Genomic DNA, 16,470 nt, shown 5'->3' on the forward strand with positions numbered 1-16,470 from the left:
CGGGACTTGATAACCCACTCTTTCTTCAGCCAAAACTCTTCTCCAAACACCCTTGAACGACCGCTTCAGTTGCAAGCGGACGCGCAACACGACGGGCATTCTTGCCCATCGCCAAAATTTTCTCCGGATCGCGGAACAGGGACTCCAGCGTCGTCGCCAGAGTCTCAGCATCCATCTCTTTTTGAGGCAGCAGAATACCTGCATCTGCCTCAACTAAAAAGCGTGCGTTTGCGGTTTGATGATCATCCACCGCAATTGGCAAAGGCACCAAAACCGATGCCCGACCAGCAGCCGTCAGTTCTGAAACCGTTAAGGCACCGGCACGGCAGATCACAAGGTCCGCCCAGTCAAAAGCACCAGTCATATCATCAATAAATTCCTGCGTACGTGCCGTGACCTGCATCCGCTTATAGTTTTCTTCCGTCGCCTCAAGTTTATCCTTTCCGGACTGGTGCCAGATTTCAGGACGAATATCATCAGCTAAGTTAGCTATAGCCTCCGGCAGACGCTCATTAAAAACCTGAGCCCCCAGACTGCCACCTATCACCAGCAGTTTTACCGGAGCTTTAATCTCAGATTTGTCCGGAATCGACAACAGGCTTTCACGCACCGGATTACCGGTGACAACGGCTCCGCTTTGTTCTGTAAAGGCTTTCGGAAATGCCGCAAAGGTTTGTCGGGCAACTTTTGACAACCAGCGATTGGTCATCCCGGCCACAGCGTTTTGCTCATGGATGAAAACAGGGATCCCCAGCATACGCGCCGCAATTCCACCGGGGCCACTGGCAAAGCCACCCAGACCAACGACAAAATCCGGCTTGAAACTCCGCAAAATAGTAGCAGCTTGTTTAACCGCCTTCAGAATCAGAAAAGGCGCGACCAGCTTACGCACAATTCCTTTCCCACGAAGCCCAACTACATCAATATGATTCAGCTTGATACCCGCAGCAGGCACCAGACGGTTTTCGATCCCCTGAGGACTGCCCAGCCATTCAACGGCCAAACCTTCAGCGGCAAACCGTTCGGCTAAGGAAAGCGCCGGAATCACATGACCTCCGGTTCCGCCAGCCATCAGCATGACGCGTTTACCACTGTAGCGCCCTGCTGTTAGCTCAGGCTTTACTGATGCGTTTTCTTCCGCCGCCATATCAGCACCTGAAGTTGGTTTATCGACTGTAACGCTGGACATGTTTCGCTCTTTCTTTCTCGTAAAATTCAGCTTTGTGACGGGTTTCCTGATCGATCCGCAAACAGATCGCCACCATGACACAACTGATCAGAAGACTACTGCCGCCATAGCTCATAAAGGGCAAAGTTAACCCCTTGGTCGGCAGTAAACCGGTATTCACACCGATGTTAATAAAGGTTTGTGCGGCAATCACCAGAGCTAAACCAAAAGCGATATAGCAATGGAAGAGCAGCTTTTGCTCGCCGGCTTTGCGGGCAATAACGAACATGCGATAGACCAGCAGACCATAGACAAAGAGGGTCAGTAACGCCCCTAACAGGCCAAGTTCTTCTGCCAGAATGGCAAAAACAAAATCGGTATGAGCCTCCGGCAGATAGAAAAGCTTCTGCACACTGTTACCCAAACCTAAGCCATCCCAGCCACCACGACCAAAAGCGATCAGAGCCTGAGTTAGCTGATAACCGGAGTCAAACTGCGCCGCCCAGGGATCAAAATAGGTGGTCAGACGCTTCATACGATAAGGCTGCATCAGCGCAATAAAGCCAGCAAGTGCAATGGTACTGCTCATCAGAATGATAAAGCGCTTCATGCCAACCCCTGACAGGAAGAGCATCCCCAACATACTGCCAAGGATGACCACGGTAGCCCCGTAATCCGGCTCCATAATCAGAAGCAAGCCCATAAAACCCATCACCGCCAGAGGCTTCATAAACCCAGACCAGTGTTCACGCACTTCGTTCAGACGGCGCACCAGATAGCCGGAGAGATAAACCACCATAAAGAGCTTGGCCAGCTCTGAAGCCTGCAGGTTAACAATACCTAATGAGATCCAGCGGGAGCTGCCATTCACTTCCCGGCCAATGCCAGGAACAAGAACAGCTATCAGCAGCAGGAAGGCGATCAGCAACAACGCGAAGCTGTTGTCATACCACCAGCGAATCGGCACCAGAGCGATAACCAGCCCAAGCCCTAACCCCATCAGCAGGTAGATACCGTGACGGATACTGAAAAAGAAAGGATTACCGTAGCGACTACCAGCGATCTCCATCGATGCAGAAGTCACCATCAGCCAACCCAGGAAAAGCAGAAACAGCGCAGAGAACAGCAACCAACCATCAATGCGGCGGGTCATCTCTTTATTGACATGAACCAGATTGAGCAGAGCCAAGAGAGGTTTCAACGCCTGATAGGTAGCCTGCGAAAGCTGTTGCAGTTTCTCAGAGCTTCGCTGCCACCATTCAGCTAATTGCTGCTTGCGATCAACCTGCACGGCAAAGATCCTTCACAGCTGCGGCGAACACCTGACCACGCACGATATAGCTTTTGAACATATCCCAGCTCGCACATGCCGGAGACAGCAACACCTGATCACCAGACTCTGCCAGCTTAACTGACTGAGCAACTGCTTCTTCCATCGAGGAAACCTGATAAACCGGCGTATCTGCCTTGAGGGCTTCAGCGATCAGATTGGCATCACGGCCAATCAGAACCACGGCTTTGCAGTGCTCCGCCACTGGCTCAGCTAACTCATCAAAGGCTGCGCCTTTACCATCACCACCGGCAATCAGAATGATAGGGCCGTCAACCCCCAGACCATTCAGTGCGGCAACGGTTGCACCAACATTGGTGCCTTTGGAGTCATCGATATACTTAACGCCATCATGTTCGTGCACCAGCTGACAGCGGTGATCCAGCCCCTGGAAATCTTTCAGGGCTTCCAGCATCGCTGCCATAGGAATACCTGCGCCCTGCCCCAAAGCCAGTGCAGACAACGCATTGATCTGACCATGACGACCACTTAATGAGATCTCATCAACAGTAATCAGCAGCTCATCACCCTGAGCAAGCCACAGCTTGCCCTCATGAGAACACAGGCCAAACTGACCGTCTTCCGGCTGATCCAGACCAAAGCTTACCAGTCCGCTCTTAAACTCATGCACCGGTAGAGTTGCTTCATCCTCGCGATTGGTTACCGCAAGCTTGCAGCCGGTGTAGATACGCTGCTTCGCGAGGCCATACTCCAGCATATCCGGATAACGATCCAGATGGTCAGCACTTAAATTCAGAATGGTTGCCGCCTGAGCACGCAGGCTATGAGTGGTTTCAAGCTGAAACGAGGAAAGCTCAAGCACATATAGGGCTTTTTCACCCTCAGCCAGAAGATCAAGTACCGGCAGGCCAATATTGCCGCCAACACCAACATCGATTCCGGCTTTTTTCGCCATGTGGCCGACAAGGCTGGTCACGGTACTTTTTGCATTGGATCCGGTGATCGCGATAACAGGAGCAGAAACTTCGCGGGCAAACAGCTCGACATCACCAATGACAGGAACCCCCGCATCCATCGCTTTGGCAATGGCTGGTTCACTGATCGCAATCCCCGGGCTGACCACCAGCTGCGAAGCTTCGCAAAGCAGTCCCGCATCCAATGGTCCAAGCCAGAGCTCGACATCAGGAAATTCCTGCTCGATCTCAGCCAGCCCCGGAGGATTAAAACGTGTATCCGCAATAGCGAAACGCTCTCCCTTGCTTGCCAGATAACGGGCACAGGACACGCCAGTCTGACCTAAACCTATCACTACGCTATGGGACACTTTGCCATCCTCTCAGTCACAGTCTGCGGCCAAACTTTTCGTTATGACCTGCCGTTTATAGATCTTCGCGTATCAACCTCCTGTTAATACGCATTAACTCAATACGTTTTTTTGCCGTAAATTCTTTATTGATGCAATTAACGCAGCTTCAGGGTCGCAAGGCCGATCAGGACCAGTACAACGGTGATGATCCAGAAGCGAACGATAACACGAGGTTCCGGCCAGCCTTTCAGCTCAAAATGGTGATGAATCGGAGCCATACGGAAAATCCGTCGCCCTGTCAGCTTAAAGGAAGCCACCTGCAGAATAACGGAGACCGTCTCCATCACAAAGACACCGCCCATGATAAACAGCACTATCTCCTGACGCACGATAACCGCCACAACGCCCAGTGCTGCACCTAGTGCCAGAGCACCTACATCACCCATAAAGACCTGAGCCGGATAGGTGTTAAACCACAGGAAACCAAGGCCCGCACCCGCAATAGTGGCACAGAACACCAGAAGCTCACCGGAACCGGCAATATAAGGAATTTTCAGGTAGGTTGAAAACTCGGTATTACCCGAGGCATAAGCAAACACACCCAATGCCGAAGCCACCATCACCGTCGGTAGAATCGCCAGGCCGTCCAGACCATCGGTCAGGTTAACCGCATTACTGGTACCCACAATCACAAAGTAGGTCAGCACGACAAAGAAGATGCCCATTTCCCAGCTGAAGTCTTTCAGGAAAGGCAGAATCAGAGAGGTCTCAGCAACTGTTGGCGCGGTCTGAAACAGGAAAATAGCCGCACCGAAACCCGCGACCGACTGCCAGAAATACTTCCACTTAGCCGGCAAACCACGGGAGTTCTTCTCAACCACCTTACGGTAATCATCCACCCAACCTACGGCACCAAACATCAGAGTTACAACCAATACAACCCAGACATAACGATTGGTTAGATCACCCCACAGCAAGGTACTGATCGCAATAGAGCTGATAATCAGAGCGCCGCCCATGGTTGGCGTACCGCTTTTGCTCAGGTGGCTCTGAGGGCCATCATCACGTACCGCCTGACCGATCTGAGCCGACACCAGCTTGCGGATCATCCAGGGACCTAAAAACAGGGAAAGAGCCAGCGCGGTCAGAACACCCAGAATGGCCCGTAAAGTCAGATAGTTAAAAACAGAAAAAGCGCTGTAATAGTGAGACAGCCAATCGGCAAGAATCAGAAGCATCTGTAGGTTATTTCCCTGGTTATGCCCTCTTCGGGGCTCTTCGTTATCAGTTTTATGTTCACCGGATCAGCCTGAACCTAACCCGGTTACTCCATGTTTTCATTCGGAATCGTCAAGGGTGCTTAAGCAGCCTACTCAGAGGGACAGAGGGCGTTAACCACCTCTTCCATCCGCGAACTACGTGAACCCTTCACCAGCACCGTGGTTTCCGGTGTCAGCAGTGCTGCCACCGCCTCGGCCAAAGCCTCCTTATCGGAGAAGTGCCGTGCCCCCTCACCAAAAGCTCTGGCGGTATGTTTGGTCAACGTACCTGCGGTAAACAGATAATCCACCCGTTTTTCCCGTGCATACTCACCCAGTGCCGAGTGCGCTGAAATCGAGTCATCACCCAGCTCACCGATATCACCCAGCACCAGAATATGCTGTCCGACATAATCCATCAGGGTATCAATCGCCGCCCGCACCGATCCGGGGTTGGCATTGTAACTGTCATTGATAATCCGCGACTGTTTAAAGCCAGTAACGGTTTGCAAACGTCCGCTCACACCGGAAAAAGCCTGCAATCCCTGTGCAATCACCAGAAGTGTCAGCCCCAGCTGTAAAGCCGCAGCAGATGCCGCCAATGCATTACTGACATTATGCTTGGCCGGCACATTCAGTTGAACCGGCTGGACAGCATCCTGATAACAGAGATCAAAGCAGTAACCTGCCAGATGGCCGCTTTCAGCAGAAGACTGAATATTACGCGCAACCAGATTATCAGCTACCAGTTCAGGATCACCAGTTTCCGGTTCCAGGCCATAGCCGGTCAGCACTCGCTCACCCGCCAACTGCTGCCAGTATCCCGCAAAGTTATCATCGTGGTTAATCACCACACGACCCTCAGCAGCAAGAGCAGAGATCAGTTCACCCTTGGCCTGAGCGATATTCTGCATCGAGCCGAATTCACCCAGATGAGCACCGGTCACATTGAGCACCACGCCCACATCCGGCTTAGCCAGACGGGCGCAATAATCAATTTCACCCAGATGATTGGCTCCAAGCTCAATCACGGCAAATTTGTGCTCAGGGGAAAGCCTTAAAAGTGTCAGCGGCACGCCAATATCGTTATTGAAGTTACCTGCGGTAATCAGCACAGAATCGGTATCAGAAGCTGTCGCCAGAATAGAGCCCAGCATCTCTTTAACCGTGGTTTTGCCACTGTTGCCTGTAATGCCCACAACCGGCCCCTGAAACAGCTCCCGGTTGAACAGTGCAATTTGTCCCAGCGCAATACGGGTATCATCAACGCACCATTGTGGCAGATCGATATCCGGCTGGTATTCACTGACCACCAAACCTGCAGCACCCTGTTCGGCCGCCTGCGCACAGAAACGGTGACCATCGAACCGGTCACCCTTGAGGGCAAGAAAGACTCTACCGGCAAGATCTGTACGGGAATCAGTTTCCAGCTGAGTGAAACTCAATCCGTCACCATAGCAGGTGCCGCCAAAGCGTTGCTGGAGCTCACTGAATGAGAGCGCACGCATCATGATTCTGTTGCTCCCCTATGCTGGGCATTCGATAACGCACCAGAAAAGCTATAACCCTCAAGAGCCAGCACCGCCTGCTCCACATCATCAAAGTGATGGCGAATGCCTTTCACTTCCTGATAGGTCTCATGGCCTTTTCCGGCAATCAGAACCACATCTTCCGGTGAAGCACTATTAATCGCACGACGAATCGCTTCAGCACGATCAACCTGAGAGAAAGTGGCTGGTTTCAGCAAACCCTGCTCAACCTGAGCCAGAATGTGAGTCGGATCTTCACTGCGTGGATTATCACTGGTTACCACAACTTCATCGGCTAGTCGGGAAGCCACTTCCGCCATAAGCGGGCGCTTACCGGCATCCCGGTCACCGCCACTACCAAAGACACACCAGAGTCGGCCCTGAATATGCTCTTTCACCGCCAGCAGCGCATTTTCCAGCGCGTCCGGCGTATGCGCGTAATCCACGACCACCTGAGGTTTCTCAGGCTTAGCCATTTCTATGTTCTCAGAGCTCTGTTGAGTGTTTGGTTGAGAACCAGGCTGAACCAGCTGCATACGTCCGGCAACCGGCTGCACCGCTTCAAGCTGAGCCATCACATCCTGAGCATCAAAACCTAAAGCCAGAAGCGTGACCGCAGAGGCCAGAGCATTGGCAACATTAAAGCGCCCCAATAACGGCAGCTGCAGATCAAAGCGTCCCCAGTGACCATCAAGGGTCAGGGCAAAACCACGGGAATTTGCCGAACAGGCTGCACAGTACAAGTCAGCCTTTGAGTCAGTCAGGCTGTAACGATAGATCCTAGGCCGGGACTGAGACTGAGACTGAGACTGAGACTGAGACTGAGCGATATGCTGCTCAAGCTCAGCGCTGTATTCATCATCCGCGTTAATAACGGCATAGCGGATCGGATATTGGGTAAAGAGATGAGACTTGGCCTCACCATAAGCCGCCATGGTGCCGTGATAGTCCAGATGATCACGGCTCAGATTGGTAAAAACACCAATCTCAAAAGGTACGCCTGCGGTACGCTGCTGATCCAGAGCGTGAGAGGACACCTCCATCGCCTGATAGCAGAACCCTTGCTGCTTCAGCTCAGACATCACCTTATGCAGCTGCACCAGATCCGGTGTGGTATGGGTAGCTGTCTGCAGATTATCCAGTGCACCGATACCCACTGTGCCGATTACCGCGGCCTTTTGCTGCAGCCCTTCCAGCATACGTGCCAGATAATGACTCACTGAGGTCTTGCCGTTGGTGCCCGTGATACCGATCAGGTGAAGAGCGTTTTCGTTCAGCTCACCAGCTTCTCCCAGCCACTCACCTAAACGGTGACGCAGGTGGTTTAACGCTACAACAGGAACCTGATCGATCCTGTACATCTCATCCTGATCGGATTCGAGCAAGACAAGACCTGCACCTTCAGCGATCGCCTGAGGAATAAAATCAAGTCCGCGATGGGAAGTGCCGTTTAAAGCAACAAAAATATCACCGGATGCAACCTGACGGGAATCAATGCACAGCCGTCCAACAAGGGTCGGAAGACCTGTAAGAGCAGGAAATAGTTCTTCTACTTTTTTCTGCACCAAGGTAACAAAACGATCACTGGCCACTTGCCACCTCCTTAGCAATATTATCAGGCGGCACATTCAGATAACGCAGCGCGTTGCCCATGATGCGACTGAAGATAGGCGCTGCAACTTCACCACCGTGATACTCTCGGCCGGATGGACTGTCCACCCAGACAATAGCGACCACTTTGGGATCTGAAACCGGAGCGATACCGGCAAATACCGCCATATATTCATATTCGTAACCGGTCGCACCCACCTTATGCACCGTACCGGTTTTACCCGCGACCCGATAACCGGGAATCGCCGCCCGGGTTCCGGTGCCGCCTTGCAGGGTTACTGTTTCCATCATTTCAACCACACGGTTGGCGACGGATTCCGGCAGGATCTGTTCATCAGGCAGGGTGTCACCGCCTTTAATCAGGGAGACATATTTCTTCAGACCGTGATTAGCCAGTACCTGATAGGCCTGTGCCAACTGCAGGGAGGTCACCGCCAGACCATAGCCATAAGCCATGGTAGCGATTTTAGCTTTCTGCCCTTCACGGGGAGCAGTCAGGGAGCCAACCGCCTCACCGGGGAAGCCAATACCGGTTCCCTGCCCCAGGCCCATCTGCTGCAGATAGGACCAGACAGTATCGATCGGCATCGACAACGCCATTTTTGCCACGCCCACGTTACTGGACTTGGTAATAATGGTGGTCAGATCCATCTCACCGTAGTTACGGAAATCACGGATACTCTGGTTACCCAATCGCAGATACCCCGGATTGGTATTCACCACATCGTCAGCTTTGTAATGTCCGCTGGCGATAGCAGAAGCTACCGTCAGAGGTTTAATCGGAGAGCCGGGCTCAAACAGATCGATCAGAGCACGGTTACGCAATGCGCGCAGATCGAGGGAACTACGATCATTCGGGTTGTAGGAAGGCTGATTCACCATCGCCAGCACTTCACCAGTTTCCGCATCCAGCAGCACCACAGAACCGGATTTCGCGCCGTGCTGATCCACTGCCGCTTTCAGTTCACGATAAGCCATAAACTGCAGTTTCAGATCGATGGTTAGCTGGATATTCTGGCCGGGTTCAGGCTGCCTCAGGATCTGCAGATCCCGGAACACATGGCCGCGACGATCTTTCAGCACCCGTTTTTCACCGGGCACGCCCTTAAGCGCATCATTGAAGGCCAGTTCAAGACCTTCCTGTCCTTTATCATCGATATTGGTAAAGCCCACCAGATGCGCTGCCATCTCATGGGCCGGGTAGTAACGCTTATATTCCGGCTGTCCGTAAACACCGGTGATTTTCAGATCCAGAGCCAGATTCGCCTGATCAGGAATCATGTGACGGCGCAGGTAGATAAAGCCTTTACCTTCGGCATCACGCATCTTTTTGTTCAGCGCTGAAACCGGCATCTCCAACACTTTAGCCAGAGCGGTACGCTGCTCTTCAGATGCTTCAAAGTGCTTAGGGTTCGCCCAAAGAGTGGTTACCGGCGTACTGACGGCCAGCGGCTCACCATTGCGGTCCTGAATCATGCCGCGGTAGCCGGGAATTGGTTCATTACGCACACTACGCGCATCGCCCTGTTCCTGCAGGAATTCACGATCCGCAATATGCAGGTGCACCATACGACCTGCCAGCAACAAAGCCGCAGCCAACAAGACAATCAGTGCAATGGGATAACGGTAGCCGATCAGAGCTGATTCTTTTCTGCGATCCATCAGTCAGCCTTTCCAGAAGCATTCGAGACAGGTTGTACAGGCGTGCTTTGGCTTTGAATCGAAAGCGCCTGTTCCGCTTTCAGACTATCGGCATCCAGCACGTGAATGTTTTCCGGCTGGATCAGCTGCATCTGCAGGGACTCACGGGCAAGGGCTTCAATACGACTCGGAGAGGCCAGAGTACTGCGTTCCAGCAGCAGCTGCCCCCACTCAACATCGTAATGGCGCTGCTGTTTTTCCAGCATCTGCAACTCTGCATAAGCGAGACGATTTTCGTAAGCAGCGTAAACGACCAGCAAAGAAGAGATCAGCGTCAGCAGGCTGAAGCCGATAAAAAGACGGGCTGAATAGGAAAGAGAATCCGGCAGAAGTGCCAGAAGTTCGGAACGAACCTGAGCATAAAGCGGCTGCGCTGGCTCAGGGCGACGGGTCGCCCCTTTACCTGATGTGTCGTGTCGTGATGCTACCGGTTCCGAACTCATAGCATTCGCTGCTCTCTACACTAGGTTCCTGACAATTCCAAAACAGTTGGGCGAAGCGGCTTAGGCCACGCGCTCCGCAACCCGCATCACCGCACTTCGGGAACGGGGATTAGCCTGTACTTCCTGCTTGGAAGGTTTAATCGCTTTACTCAGCAGTTTCAGACGAATATTCAGCTGCTCCTGAGTAAAAGGCACGCCCGGCGGCAGATGGGTATCACCCTTGGCCATATCCCGCATAAAGCGTTTTACCAGACGATCTTCCAACGAGTGGAAGCTGATCACGACCAGACGACCACCAACCTTCAGCAGATCCAGCGATTGCTGCAGGCAGATCTCAAGGTCTTCCAGCTCACGATTAATGTGGATTCGGATACCCTGAAACGCACGGGTCGCCGGATGTTTACCCTTTTCCCAGGCAGGATTCGCATCCTTAATGATCTGAGCCAGCCGACCGGTTCGCAGAATCGGTTCCTGCTTACGCTCTTCGATAATCGCACGAGCCATACGGCGGGCAAAGCGCTCTTCTCCGTAATCCTTCATCACACGGATCAGCTCTTCTTCCGGTGCGGAATTCACCCAGTCAGCCGCTGACTGACCGGCATCAGGATTCATACGCATATCCAGCGGGCCATCATTCATAAAGCTGAAGCCACGCTCCGGATCATCCAGCTGAGGCGAAGAAACCCCCAGATCCAGCAGGATACCATCCAGCTGACCAGCCATACCTTCCTGAGCGGCAAACTGATCCAGCTCAGCGAAAGAGCCACGGAACACTTTAAAGCGACTATCTTCGCCTTCCAGTACCTTCGCGGTTTCCAGCGCACGAGGGTCTTTATCGATACCGTACAGCTTTCCCTGCTCATTCAGGTTCTCAAGAACGAGACGTGAGTGGCCGCCCCGACCAAAGGTGCCATCTACATAGGTGCCGGATGGCGTATGAACCAAAGCCTCTACGGCTTCATTCAACAAAACGGTCAGGTGCTGAAAAGCTTGAGTCATGATGAGATCTGATTGTTGATTTGCGGTTAAACCGGATCAACGCCGCGCCAGAAAGCTCTGGCGCGGCGTTGCAAAATGATGTGGAGTCGGCCGATAAGCCGGGTTCTGTCGTAGACAGTCATTCATCTAGGACCAGCGTTACCACTGGTCTCAAGCAACCTACCCGAACCCAGTGCGGGCCGCACCTTAGGGTTCCTATTTGGTCTTGCTCCGAGTGGGGTTTACCATGCCGTGAACTGTTGCCAGTCACGCGGTGCGCTCTTACCGCACCCTTTCACCCTTACCTGTACTTCCGAAGAAGCCATCGGCGGTCTGCTCTCTGCTGCACTTTCCGTAGGCTCGCGCCCCCCAGGCGTTACCTGGCACTCTGCCCTATGGAGCCCGGACTTTCCTCCCCCTTTACAGCAAGCTGTAAAGGCAGCGACTGCCTGGCCAACTCCAAGCGAGCTAGGATATAAGGATCACCGCCCCCAGACAACCAGTTTTTGCCCATAAATCACGGGAAAAGCCCTCAAAAACCAAAGACCTGGAAACTTTTTGCTCCACAGACAACGTCCCGGAATAGCTACCGGAAAAATACAGCTTTCTGAGAACCCTCACAGCCAGAAAAAAGCCCCTCAAACCGAACAGGCCACCCTGCTATAAAGACACGATCAGGACTTTTGCAGTTCAAGCGCCTGTTGATAAAGAGCATTTTTTTTCTGCCCGGTTATCTTGGCGCAAAGTGCCGCCGCCTGCTTCACCGGCAGATCTTCCAGCAGAACCTTAAGCACCTTCTCAGCTGAAACCGCAGCGGCTTCCTCATCCTCTTTCACAGGAGCACCTGCCACCACCAGAACAAACTCACCACGCTGCTGGTTAGCATCTGCCTGCATCCAGGCAATAGTCTTCTCTAAGGTTCCGGTAAAAAAAGTTTCAAAGGTTTTAGTCAGCTCACGGGCAACCGTAATCAGACGGTCTCCCCCTAAGACTTCTGCCATATCGGTCAGAGAATCGACTATACGGTGCGGGGATTCGTAAAACACCAGCGTTCGGGTTTCAGCTTCCACCTGTTGCAGCTGTTTTTTTCGACCACTGCTTTTCGCCGGCAGAAAACCTTCAAAGCAGAAGCGATCCGTCGGCATACCTGCTGCGGATAAAGCGGTCACAAGGGCGCAAGGCCCTGGCACAGGAACCACCTGAAAACCGGCATCACGTACCGCCTGCACCACATGAAACCCCGGATCAGAGATCAGGGGAGTTCCGGCATCAGAAACCAGTGCAATACTCTGCCCTGAAGACAGCTCAGCGATCACCTTTTCGATACGCTGCTGTTCATTATGATCGTGCACCGAAAACAGAGACTTATTGATGGTAAAGTGCATCAGCAACTGACGGGTATGACGGGTATCTTCCGCTGCAATCAGATCCACGGATCGCAGAACACTTAATGCTCGCTCTGAAATATCGGCAAGATTACCAATCGGCGTAGCAACCACGTACAATACGGACTCGGACATCCTGACACCCTGTTTTATCGGTTAATATATCGATTAAAAATCGTTAGAAAACATAGAGAAAGATCAGCTCAGGCAATCTGCAAACACTAAAGTTACGACTTGTTAACTAAACATCTTTGCCTGCTGAACCATTTTCCGGCGCGTTTTATGAAAAGCGCCGGTTTAACCAAGACGATCTTGTGACCAGACGATCCTGAAATAAGAGTTTGACTATGCCTGCTCGTGAACAGCAAACCTGCAATCCAAACCTCAAAGCACCACTGAAATTACATCGCTGGCTGGCTATTCCTGTCATCGCCATGCTGGCAGCCTGTGGCGGTAGCTCTACACAAAAGCCGCAACCGGACAGCACTCCTGAGATTACAGAAAAGCAGGAAGTTAAACTCACCGCAGAAGATCTGTTACTGCTTGCTCAGCAATCCAGCTTCGATCAGGCTCAGGTCTACCAGCTTCGCGCCGCCGAGATTCTAGCACAGGAAGGCAAGCCCGACGCAGCTCTGCGTCTGCTGGCAAAAATTCATGCTTACCGACTGCCATTCAGCCTGCAGAAGCGTTTTGTTTTCCTTTCCGCTGAACTGAGCTTGGGTACAGGTGAAGGCTGGCAGGCCCTGATCGCCCTGAACAATACCGGCAACCTGATTTATGACCGCCTGTCGCCTACTGAGCAGATGTCGCTGACCGCTTATCGTGCTCACGCTTATGGCATTCTGGGTTATCACGAGGCCAGCGCCCGCGAGTACCTGCTACTGGCCCGTCAGCAGACCGGTCAACCTGCGCAACAGGCTTACGAACAGCTCTGGCAGGCACTGCTGAATATCACCCTGAATGATATCCGCTCTCTGATGGACAGTGAAAAGGATGATGAACTGCGGGGCTGGCTGGATCTTGCCCGCGTCCGTAAAGAAGCCGCAAACAATCTGGATCAGTTCAATGCAGAACTGAGCCGCTGGCTGCGCCACTGGAGCGATCACCCGGGCGCTCTGGCACTGCCACGGGATATGGCCTTCCTCGTCGAAATCAGCCGCAACCCGGTGCAGCATATCGCTGTATTCTTGCCTCAATCAGGTCCTCTCGCCCGAGCAGGTAACGCGATTCGTGACGGTATTGTCGCAGCTGCTGTTGATGCCCGCGCGCAATCAGCAGCCACGCCTAAGCTCAGCTTTTACGATAGCAACACCATGAGTCTTGATGAACTCTACCGTGCAGCCATGGCCGCCGGTGCTGAAGTTGCTATCGGCCCGCTGTCGAAAAACAAGGTAACCGAACTTCAGGAACGCGGCGCACTGGCTCTCCCTACCCTGGCACTTAATTACGGCACCAATGCTGAGACAGAAAACAATCAGCTATTCCAGTACGCTATCTCCGCAGAAGATGAAGCCTCTCAGGCCGCTAAGACAGCCTGGCAGGATGGTAAAAAACGGGCCCTGACCCTGACACCTGCCAGCGACTGGGGTGGCCGTGCTCTGACCGCTTTTGAAACCACCTGGTCTGAACAGGGTGGAACCGTTGCGGAAACAGCTATGTACTCAGGCAAAACCAACTTGGGACTGAGCATTGAGAAGATGCTTGAGGTCGATAAGAGCGAGCGCCGCTGGCGTCGTATGAGCCAGATTCTGGATCAGAAGATCGAATTTGAGCCTCGCCGCCGTCAGGATATCGATATGATGTTCCTGGTTGCGACACCGGCAACTGCCCGTCAGGTTAAACCGGCACTGGCTTTCTATTACGCCGCTGACCTTCCGGTTTACGCCACGTCACACCTGTATAACGGCAAAGCTTCACCTTCCCGAGATCAGGATCTTAACGGCATCAACTTCTGTGATATCCCCTGGTTTCTGGAAAACGACTCCAGCCTGAAACGCCAGATCGACAAAGCCTGGCCGGACGAAACCAACCGCTACGGTCGCCTGTTTGCCATGGGCACAGATGCCCTTCAGCTGGCAGGTCGCCTACGCATGCTGCAAGCTCTGCCGGACAGCAAGGTTTATGGCGCGACAGGCGCGCTTTCCATGCAGGGTAACCAGACCATTCAGCGTCAGCTTGAGTGGGCAACCTTTGTTCGCGGCCGCCCGGTAATGCGCCAATACCTGGTATCACCAGCCGCACAAAGCGATGGTTAATCCGACGATAAAGAATTAAAACTCAGCAAGGATGCTGAAAATGACATCACCTACACAGAAAGCAGGTTACAAGGCAGAAGACGAGGCAGAGAGCTATCTGATCTCCCATGGACTGACAGCCTTAGAGCGGAATGTACACTTTAAGACCGGCGAACTCGACCTCATCATGCAGGACAGAGATACACTGGTGTTTGTTGAAGTTCGCTATCGTAAGAACAAAAGATTTGGCAGCCCTGCGGAAACGGTAACCCGCAGCAAGCAGGAAAAGCTGATTCGATCAGCGCTGCTTTATTGCCAGAAAAACAATATTACCTCTCCCTGGCGAATTGATGTCGTGGCTATAAACGATAATCCAAATAGCGTAGCAAGGGAGATCAGCTGGATACCATCAGCCGTCACAGCCTGAATTGAGAACAGACCATGGATTTACAAGACCGCATCATTGCTAATTTTCACAGCAGCATCGATTCTCAGGCCACAGCCAGTGAGATGCTTCCCCCTTTGCTTGAGCATGCCAGCGCACTGATTGTGAACTGTCTGATCAATGACAACAAGATACTCACCTGCGGCAACGGTGGCTCAGCTGCTTTGGCCCAGCACTTTGCCTCAGAGATGCTGAACCGCTATGAAAAAGACCGCCCAAGCCTACCGGCAATGGCACTCTCGACGGACAGCTCCACACTGACCGCCATCGCCAATAGCGGAAGCTTTAACGAAATTTTCTCCAAACAGGTTCTGGCTCTCGGCCAACCAGGTGACATTCTTCTGGTGATTACTTCCAGCTGCAAATCCAACAATGTGGTTCAGGCGGTTCAGGCCGCCCACGAACGAGGCATGACAGTGATCGCCCTGACCGGCGGTGATGGTGGTGATGTTGCTTCACTTTTAAGCAGTGAGGATTTTGAGATTCGGGCACCGGCGGATCAACCAAGCCGTATTCAGGAAGTACAACTGCTGGCTATGCACTGCCTGTGCGATCTGATCGATTACCAGCTGTTTGGTGCAATGGAAGGCTAACCATAAGGAGCCAGTCTTATTCAGGACGGGACAACGAAAACAAAAAAGGCGCCTTGAGGCGCCTTTTCTATATCCGGAAGCTTTATCCCCTTCCTGAAACAGCGTTATTTAACCACCCGCAAAGAAGGGCGCTTAGCCGCTGTTTCTTTTTCTTCCCTGACCGGCTCAGACTCAGTCTCTACCGCAACAGGACCTTTAGGTTCAGGATCCGGTAATTCCGGCTCGTGACCAAAGGCCATTCCCTGACCATTTTCTTTTGCATAAATCGCTAATACCGCAGCTGTCGGCACATAGACCTGCTGTGGAACACCGCCAAAACGGGCAGAAAAGGTAATGGCTTCATTTGAGATATCCAGCTCGCGTACCGCACTCATGGCAATATTGAGCACAATCTGACCATCCTGAATATGCTGAGATGGCACCATCACATTTTCAATGGTGGCATCAACAGCCAGATAAGGTGTCAGATCGTTGTCAGCTAACCATTCGTACAGCCCACGAATCAAATACGGACGACTGGAAGACAT

14 protein-coding genes and 1 other RNA gene are annotated in these 16,470 nt (G+C 52.6%); 3 read left to right on the forward strand and 12 right to left on the reverse strand.

Features of this window, described 5'->3' with window-relative positions:
* Positions 1-25: 25 nt before the first annotated feature.
* From murG to rsmI, 11 genes are all read right to left on the reverse strand, one after another.
* Positions 26-1,189, reverse strand: a complete 1,164-nt coding sequence (murG, locus tag BV405_RS09715; protein WP_342743950.1) for an undecaprenyldiphospho-muramoylpentapeptide beta-N-acetylglucosaminyltransferase — start codon at positions 1,187-1,189, stop codon at positions 26-28.
* Complete coding sequence (gene ftsW, locus BV405_RS09720; protein WP_245832289.1) at positions 1,167-2,459, reverse strand: putative lipid II flippase FtsW; 1,293 nt, start codon at positions 2,457-2,459, stop codon at positions 1,167-1,169. Before ftsW ends, murG begins: the two co-directional genes overlap by 23 nt.
* Positions 2,449-3,783, reverse strand: a complete 1,335-nt coding sequence (gene murD, locus BV405_RS09725) for a UDP-N-acetylmuramoyl-L-alanine--D-glutamate ligase (RefSeq protein WP_086480660.1) — start codon at positions 3,781-3,783, stop codon at positions 2,449-2,451. The genes ftsW and murD overlap by 11 nt, the downstream gene beginning before the upstream one ends.
* A gap of 137 nt (positions 3,784-3,920) precedes the next feature.
* The gene (gene mraY / locus BV405_RS09730; protein WP_086480661.1) at positions 3,921-5,003 is read right to left on the reverse strand and encodes a phospho-N-acetylmuramoyl-pentapeptide-transferase; all 1,083 of its coding nucleotides are present in this window, start codon (positions 5,001-5,003) and stop codon (positions 3,921-3,923) included.
* 131 nt (positions 5,004-5,134) lie between these two features.
* Positions 5,135-6,535: a UDP-N-acetylmuramoyl-tripeptide--D-alanyl-D-alanine ligase gene (locus BV405_RS09735; protein ID WP_086480662.1), complete on the reverse strand. Its 1,401-nt coding sequence runs from the start codon at positions 6,533-6,535 to the stop codon at positions 5,135-5,137.
* Positions 6,532-8,145: a UDP-N-acetylmuramoyl-L-alanyl-D-glutamate--2,6-diaminopimelate ligase gene (locus BV405_RS09740; RefSeq protein ID WP_176330103.1), complete on the reverse strand. Its 1,614-nt coding sequence runs from the start codon at positions 8,143-8,145 to the stop codon at positions 6,532-6,534. Before BV405_RS09740 ends, BV405_RS09735 begins: the two co-directional genes overlap by 4 nt.
* A complete protein-coding gene (locus BV405_RS09745) occupies positions 8,135-9,826 on the reverse strand; it encodes a peptidoglycan D,D-transpeptidase FtsI family protein (protein WP_086480664.1) in 1,692 nt (563 codons plus the stop codon). Before BV405_RS09745 ends, BV405_RS09740 begins: the two co-directional genes overlap by 11 nt.
* A complete protein-coding gene (gene ftsL / locus BV405_RS09750; RefSeq protein ID WP_086480665.1) occupies positions 9,826-10,308 on the reverse strand; it encodes a cell division protein FtsL in 483 nt (160 codons plus the stop codon). Before ftsL ends, BV405_RS09745 begins: the two co-directional genes overlap by 1 nt.
* 60 nt (positions 10,309-10,368) lie before the next feature.
* Entirely contained in the window at positions 10,369-11,307 is a 939-nt protein-coding gene (gene rsmH / locus BV405_RS09755) for a 16S rRNA (cytosine(1402)-N(4))-methyltransferase RsmH (protein WP_086480666.1), read from the reverse strand.
* Positions 11,308-11,385: 78 nt separating this feature from the next.
* An RNA gene (gene rnpB / locus BV405_RS09760) (RNase P RNA component class A) lies at positions 11,386-11,747 on the reverse strand.
* A gap of 213 nt (positions 11,748-11,960) precedes the next feature.
* A complete protein-coding gene (gene rsmI / locus BV405_RS09765) occupies positions 11,961-12,806 on the reverse strand; it encodes a 16S rRNA (cytidine(1402)-2'-O)-methyltransferase (RefSeq protein WP_086480667.1) in 846 nt (281 codons plus the stop codon).
* A gap of 212 nt (positions 12,807-13,018) precedes the next feature.
* On the opposite strand from rsmI, the gene BV405_RS09770 reads away from it, so the two are divergent.
* From BV405_RS09770 to BV405_RS09780, 3 genes are read left to right on the forward strand one after another with little or no spacing between them, the layout of a single operon-like run.
* A complete protein-coding gene (locus BV405_RS09770) occupies positions 13,019-14,926 on the forward strand; it encodes a penicillin-binding protein activator (protein ID WP_086480668.1) in 1,908 nt (635 codons plus the stop codon).
* Between the two features lie 40 nt (positions 14,927-14,966).
* Positions 14,967-15,332 (forward strand): YraN family protein, encoded by a 366-nt coding sequence (locus BV405_RS09775; RefSeq protein ID WP_086481157.1) that lies wholly within the window; start codon positions 14,967-14,969, stop codon positions 15,330-15,332.
* 14 nt (positions 15,333-15,346) lie between these two features.
* Positions 15,347-15,943, forward strand: coding sequence for a phosphoheptose isomerase (locus BV405_RS09780; protein WP_086480669.1), 597 nt, complete (start codon positions 15,347-15,349; stop codon positions 15,941-15,943).
* Positions 15,944-16,047: 104 nt separating this feature from the next.
* Here the strand turns inward: BV405_RS09780 and BV405_RS09785 are convergent, their stop codons facing one another.
* Positions 16,048-16,470, reverse strand: coding sequence for a ClpXP protease specificity-enhancing factor (locus BV405_RS09785; RefSeq protein WP_086480670.1), 423 nt, complete (start codon positions 16,468-16,470; stop codon positions 16,048-16,050).

The sequence above is a fragment of the Oceanospirillum sanctuarii genome (assembly GCF_002150805.1).
In the GTDB taxonomy this organism is placed as follows: domain Bacteria; phylum Pseudomonadota; class Gammaproteobacteria; order Pseudomonadales; family Halomonadaceae; genus Oceanospirillum; species Oceanospirillum sanctuarii.

Excerpts from the sequence above, each read along its gene's own strand:
- murG (WP_342743950.1), bottom strand. The coding sequence starts at position 1,189 with ATGTCCAGCGTTACAGTCGATAAACCAACTTCAGGTGCTGATATGGCG.
- mraY (WP_086480661.1), bottom strand. The coding sequence starts at position 5,003 with ATGCTTCTGATTCTTGCCGATTGGCTGTCTCACTATTACAGCGCTTTT.
- BV405_RS09735 (WP_086480662.1), bottom strand. The coding sequence starts at position 6,535 with ATGATGCGTGCGCTCTCATTCAGTGAGCTCCAGCAACGCTTTGGCGGC.
- BV405_RS09745 (WP_086480664.1), bottom strand. The coding sequence starts at position 9,826 with ATGGATCGCAGAAAAGAATCAGCTCTGATCGGCTACCGTTATCCCATT.
- ftsL (WP_086480665.1), bottom strand. The coding sequence starts at position 10,308 with ATGAGTTCGGAACCGGTAGCATCACGACACGACACATCAGGTAAAGGG.
- rsmH (WP_086480666.1), bottom strand. The coding sequence starts at position 11,307 with ATGACTCAAGCTTTTCAGCACCTGACCGTTTTGTTGAATGAAGCCGTA.
- rsmI (WP_086480667.1), bottom strand. The coding sequence starts at position 12,806 with ATGTCCGAGTCCGTATTGTACGTGGTTGCTACGCCGATTGGTAATCTT.
- BV405_RS09770 (WP_086480668.1), top strand. The coding sequence starts at position 13,019 with ATGCCTGCTCGTGAACAGCAAACCTGCAATCCAAACCTCAAAGCACCA.
- BV405_RS09775 (WP_086481157.1), top strand. The coding sequence starts at position 14,967 with ATGACATCACCTACACAGAAAGCAGGTTACAAGGCAGAAGACGAGGCA.
- BV405_RS09780 (WP_086480669.1), top strand. The coding sequence starts at position 15,347 with ATGGATTTACAAGACCGCATCATTGCTAATTTTCACAGCAGCATCGAT.
- BV405_RS09785 (WP_086480670.1), bottom strand. The coding sequence starts at position 16,470 with ATGTCTTCCAGTCGTCCGTATTTGATTCGTGGGCTGTACGAATGGTTA.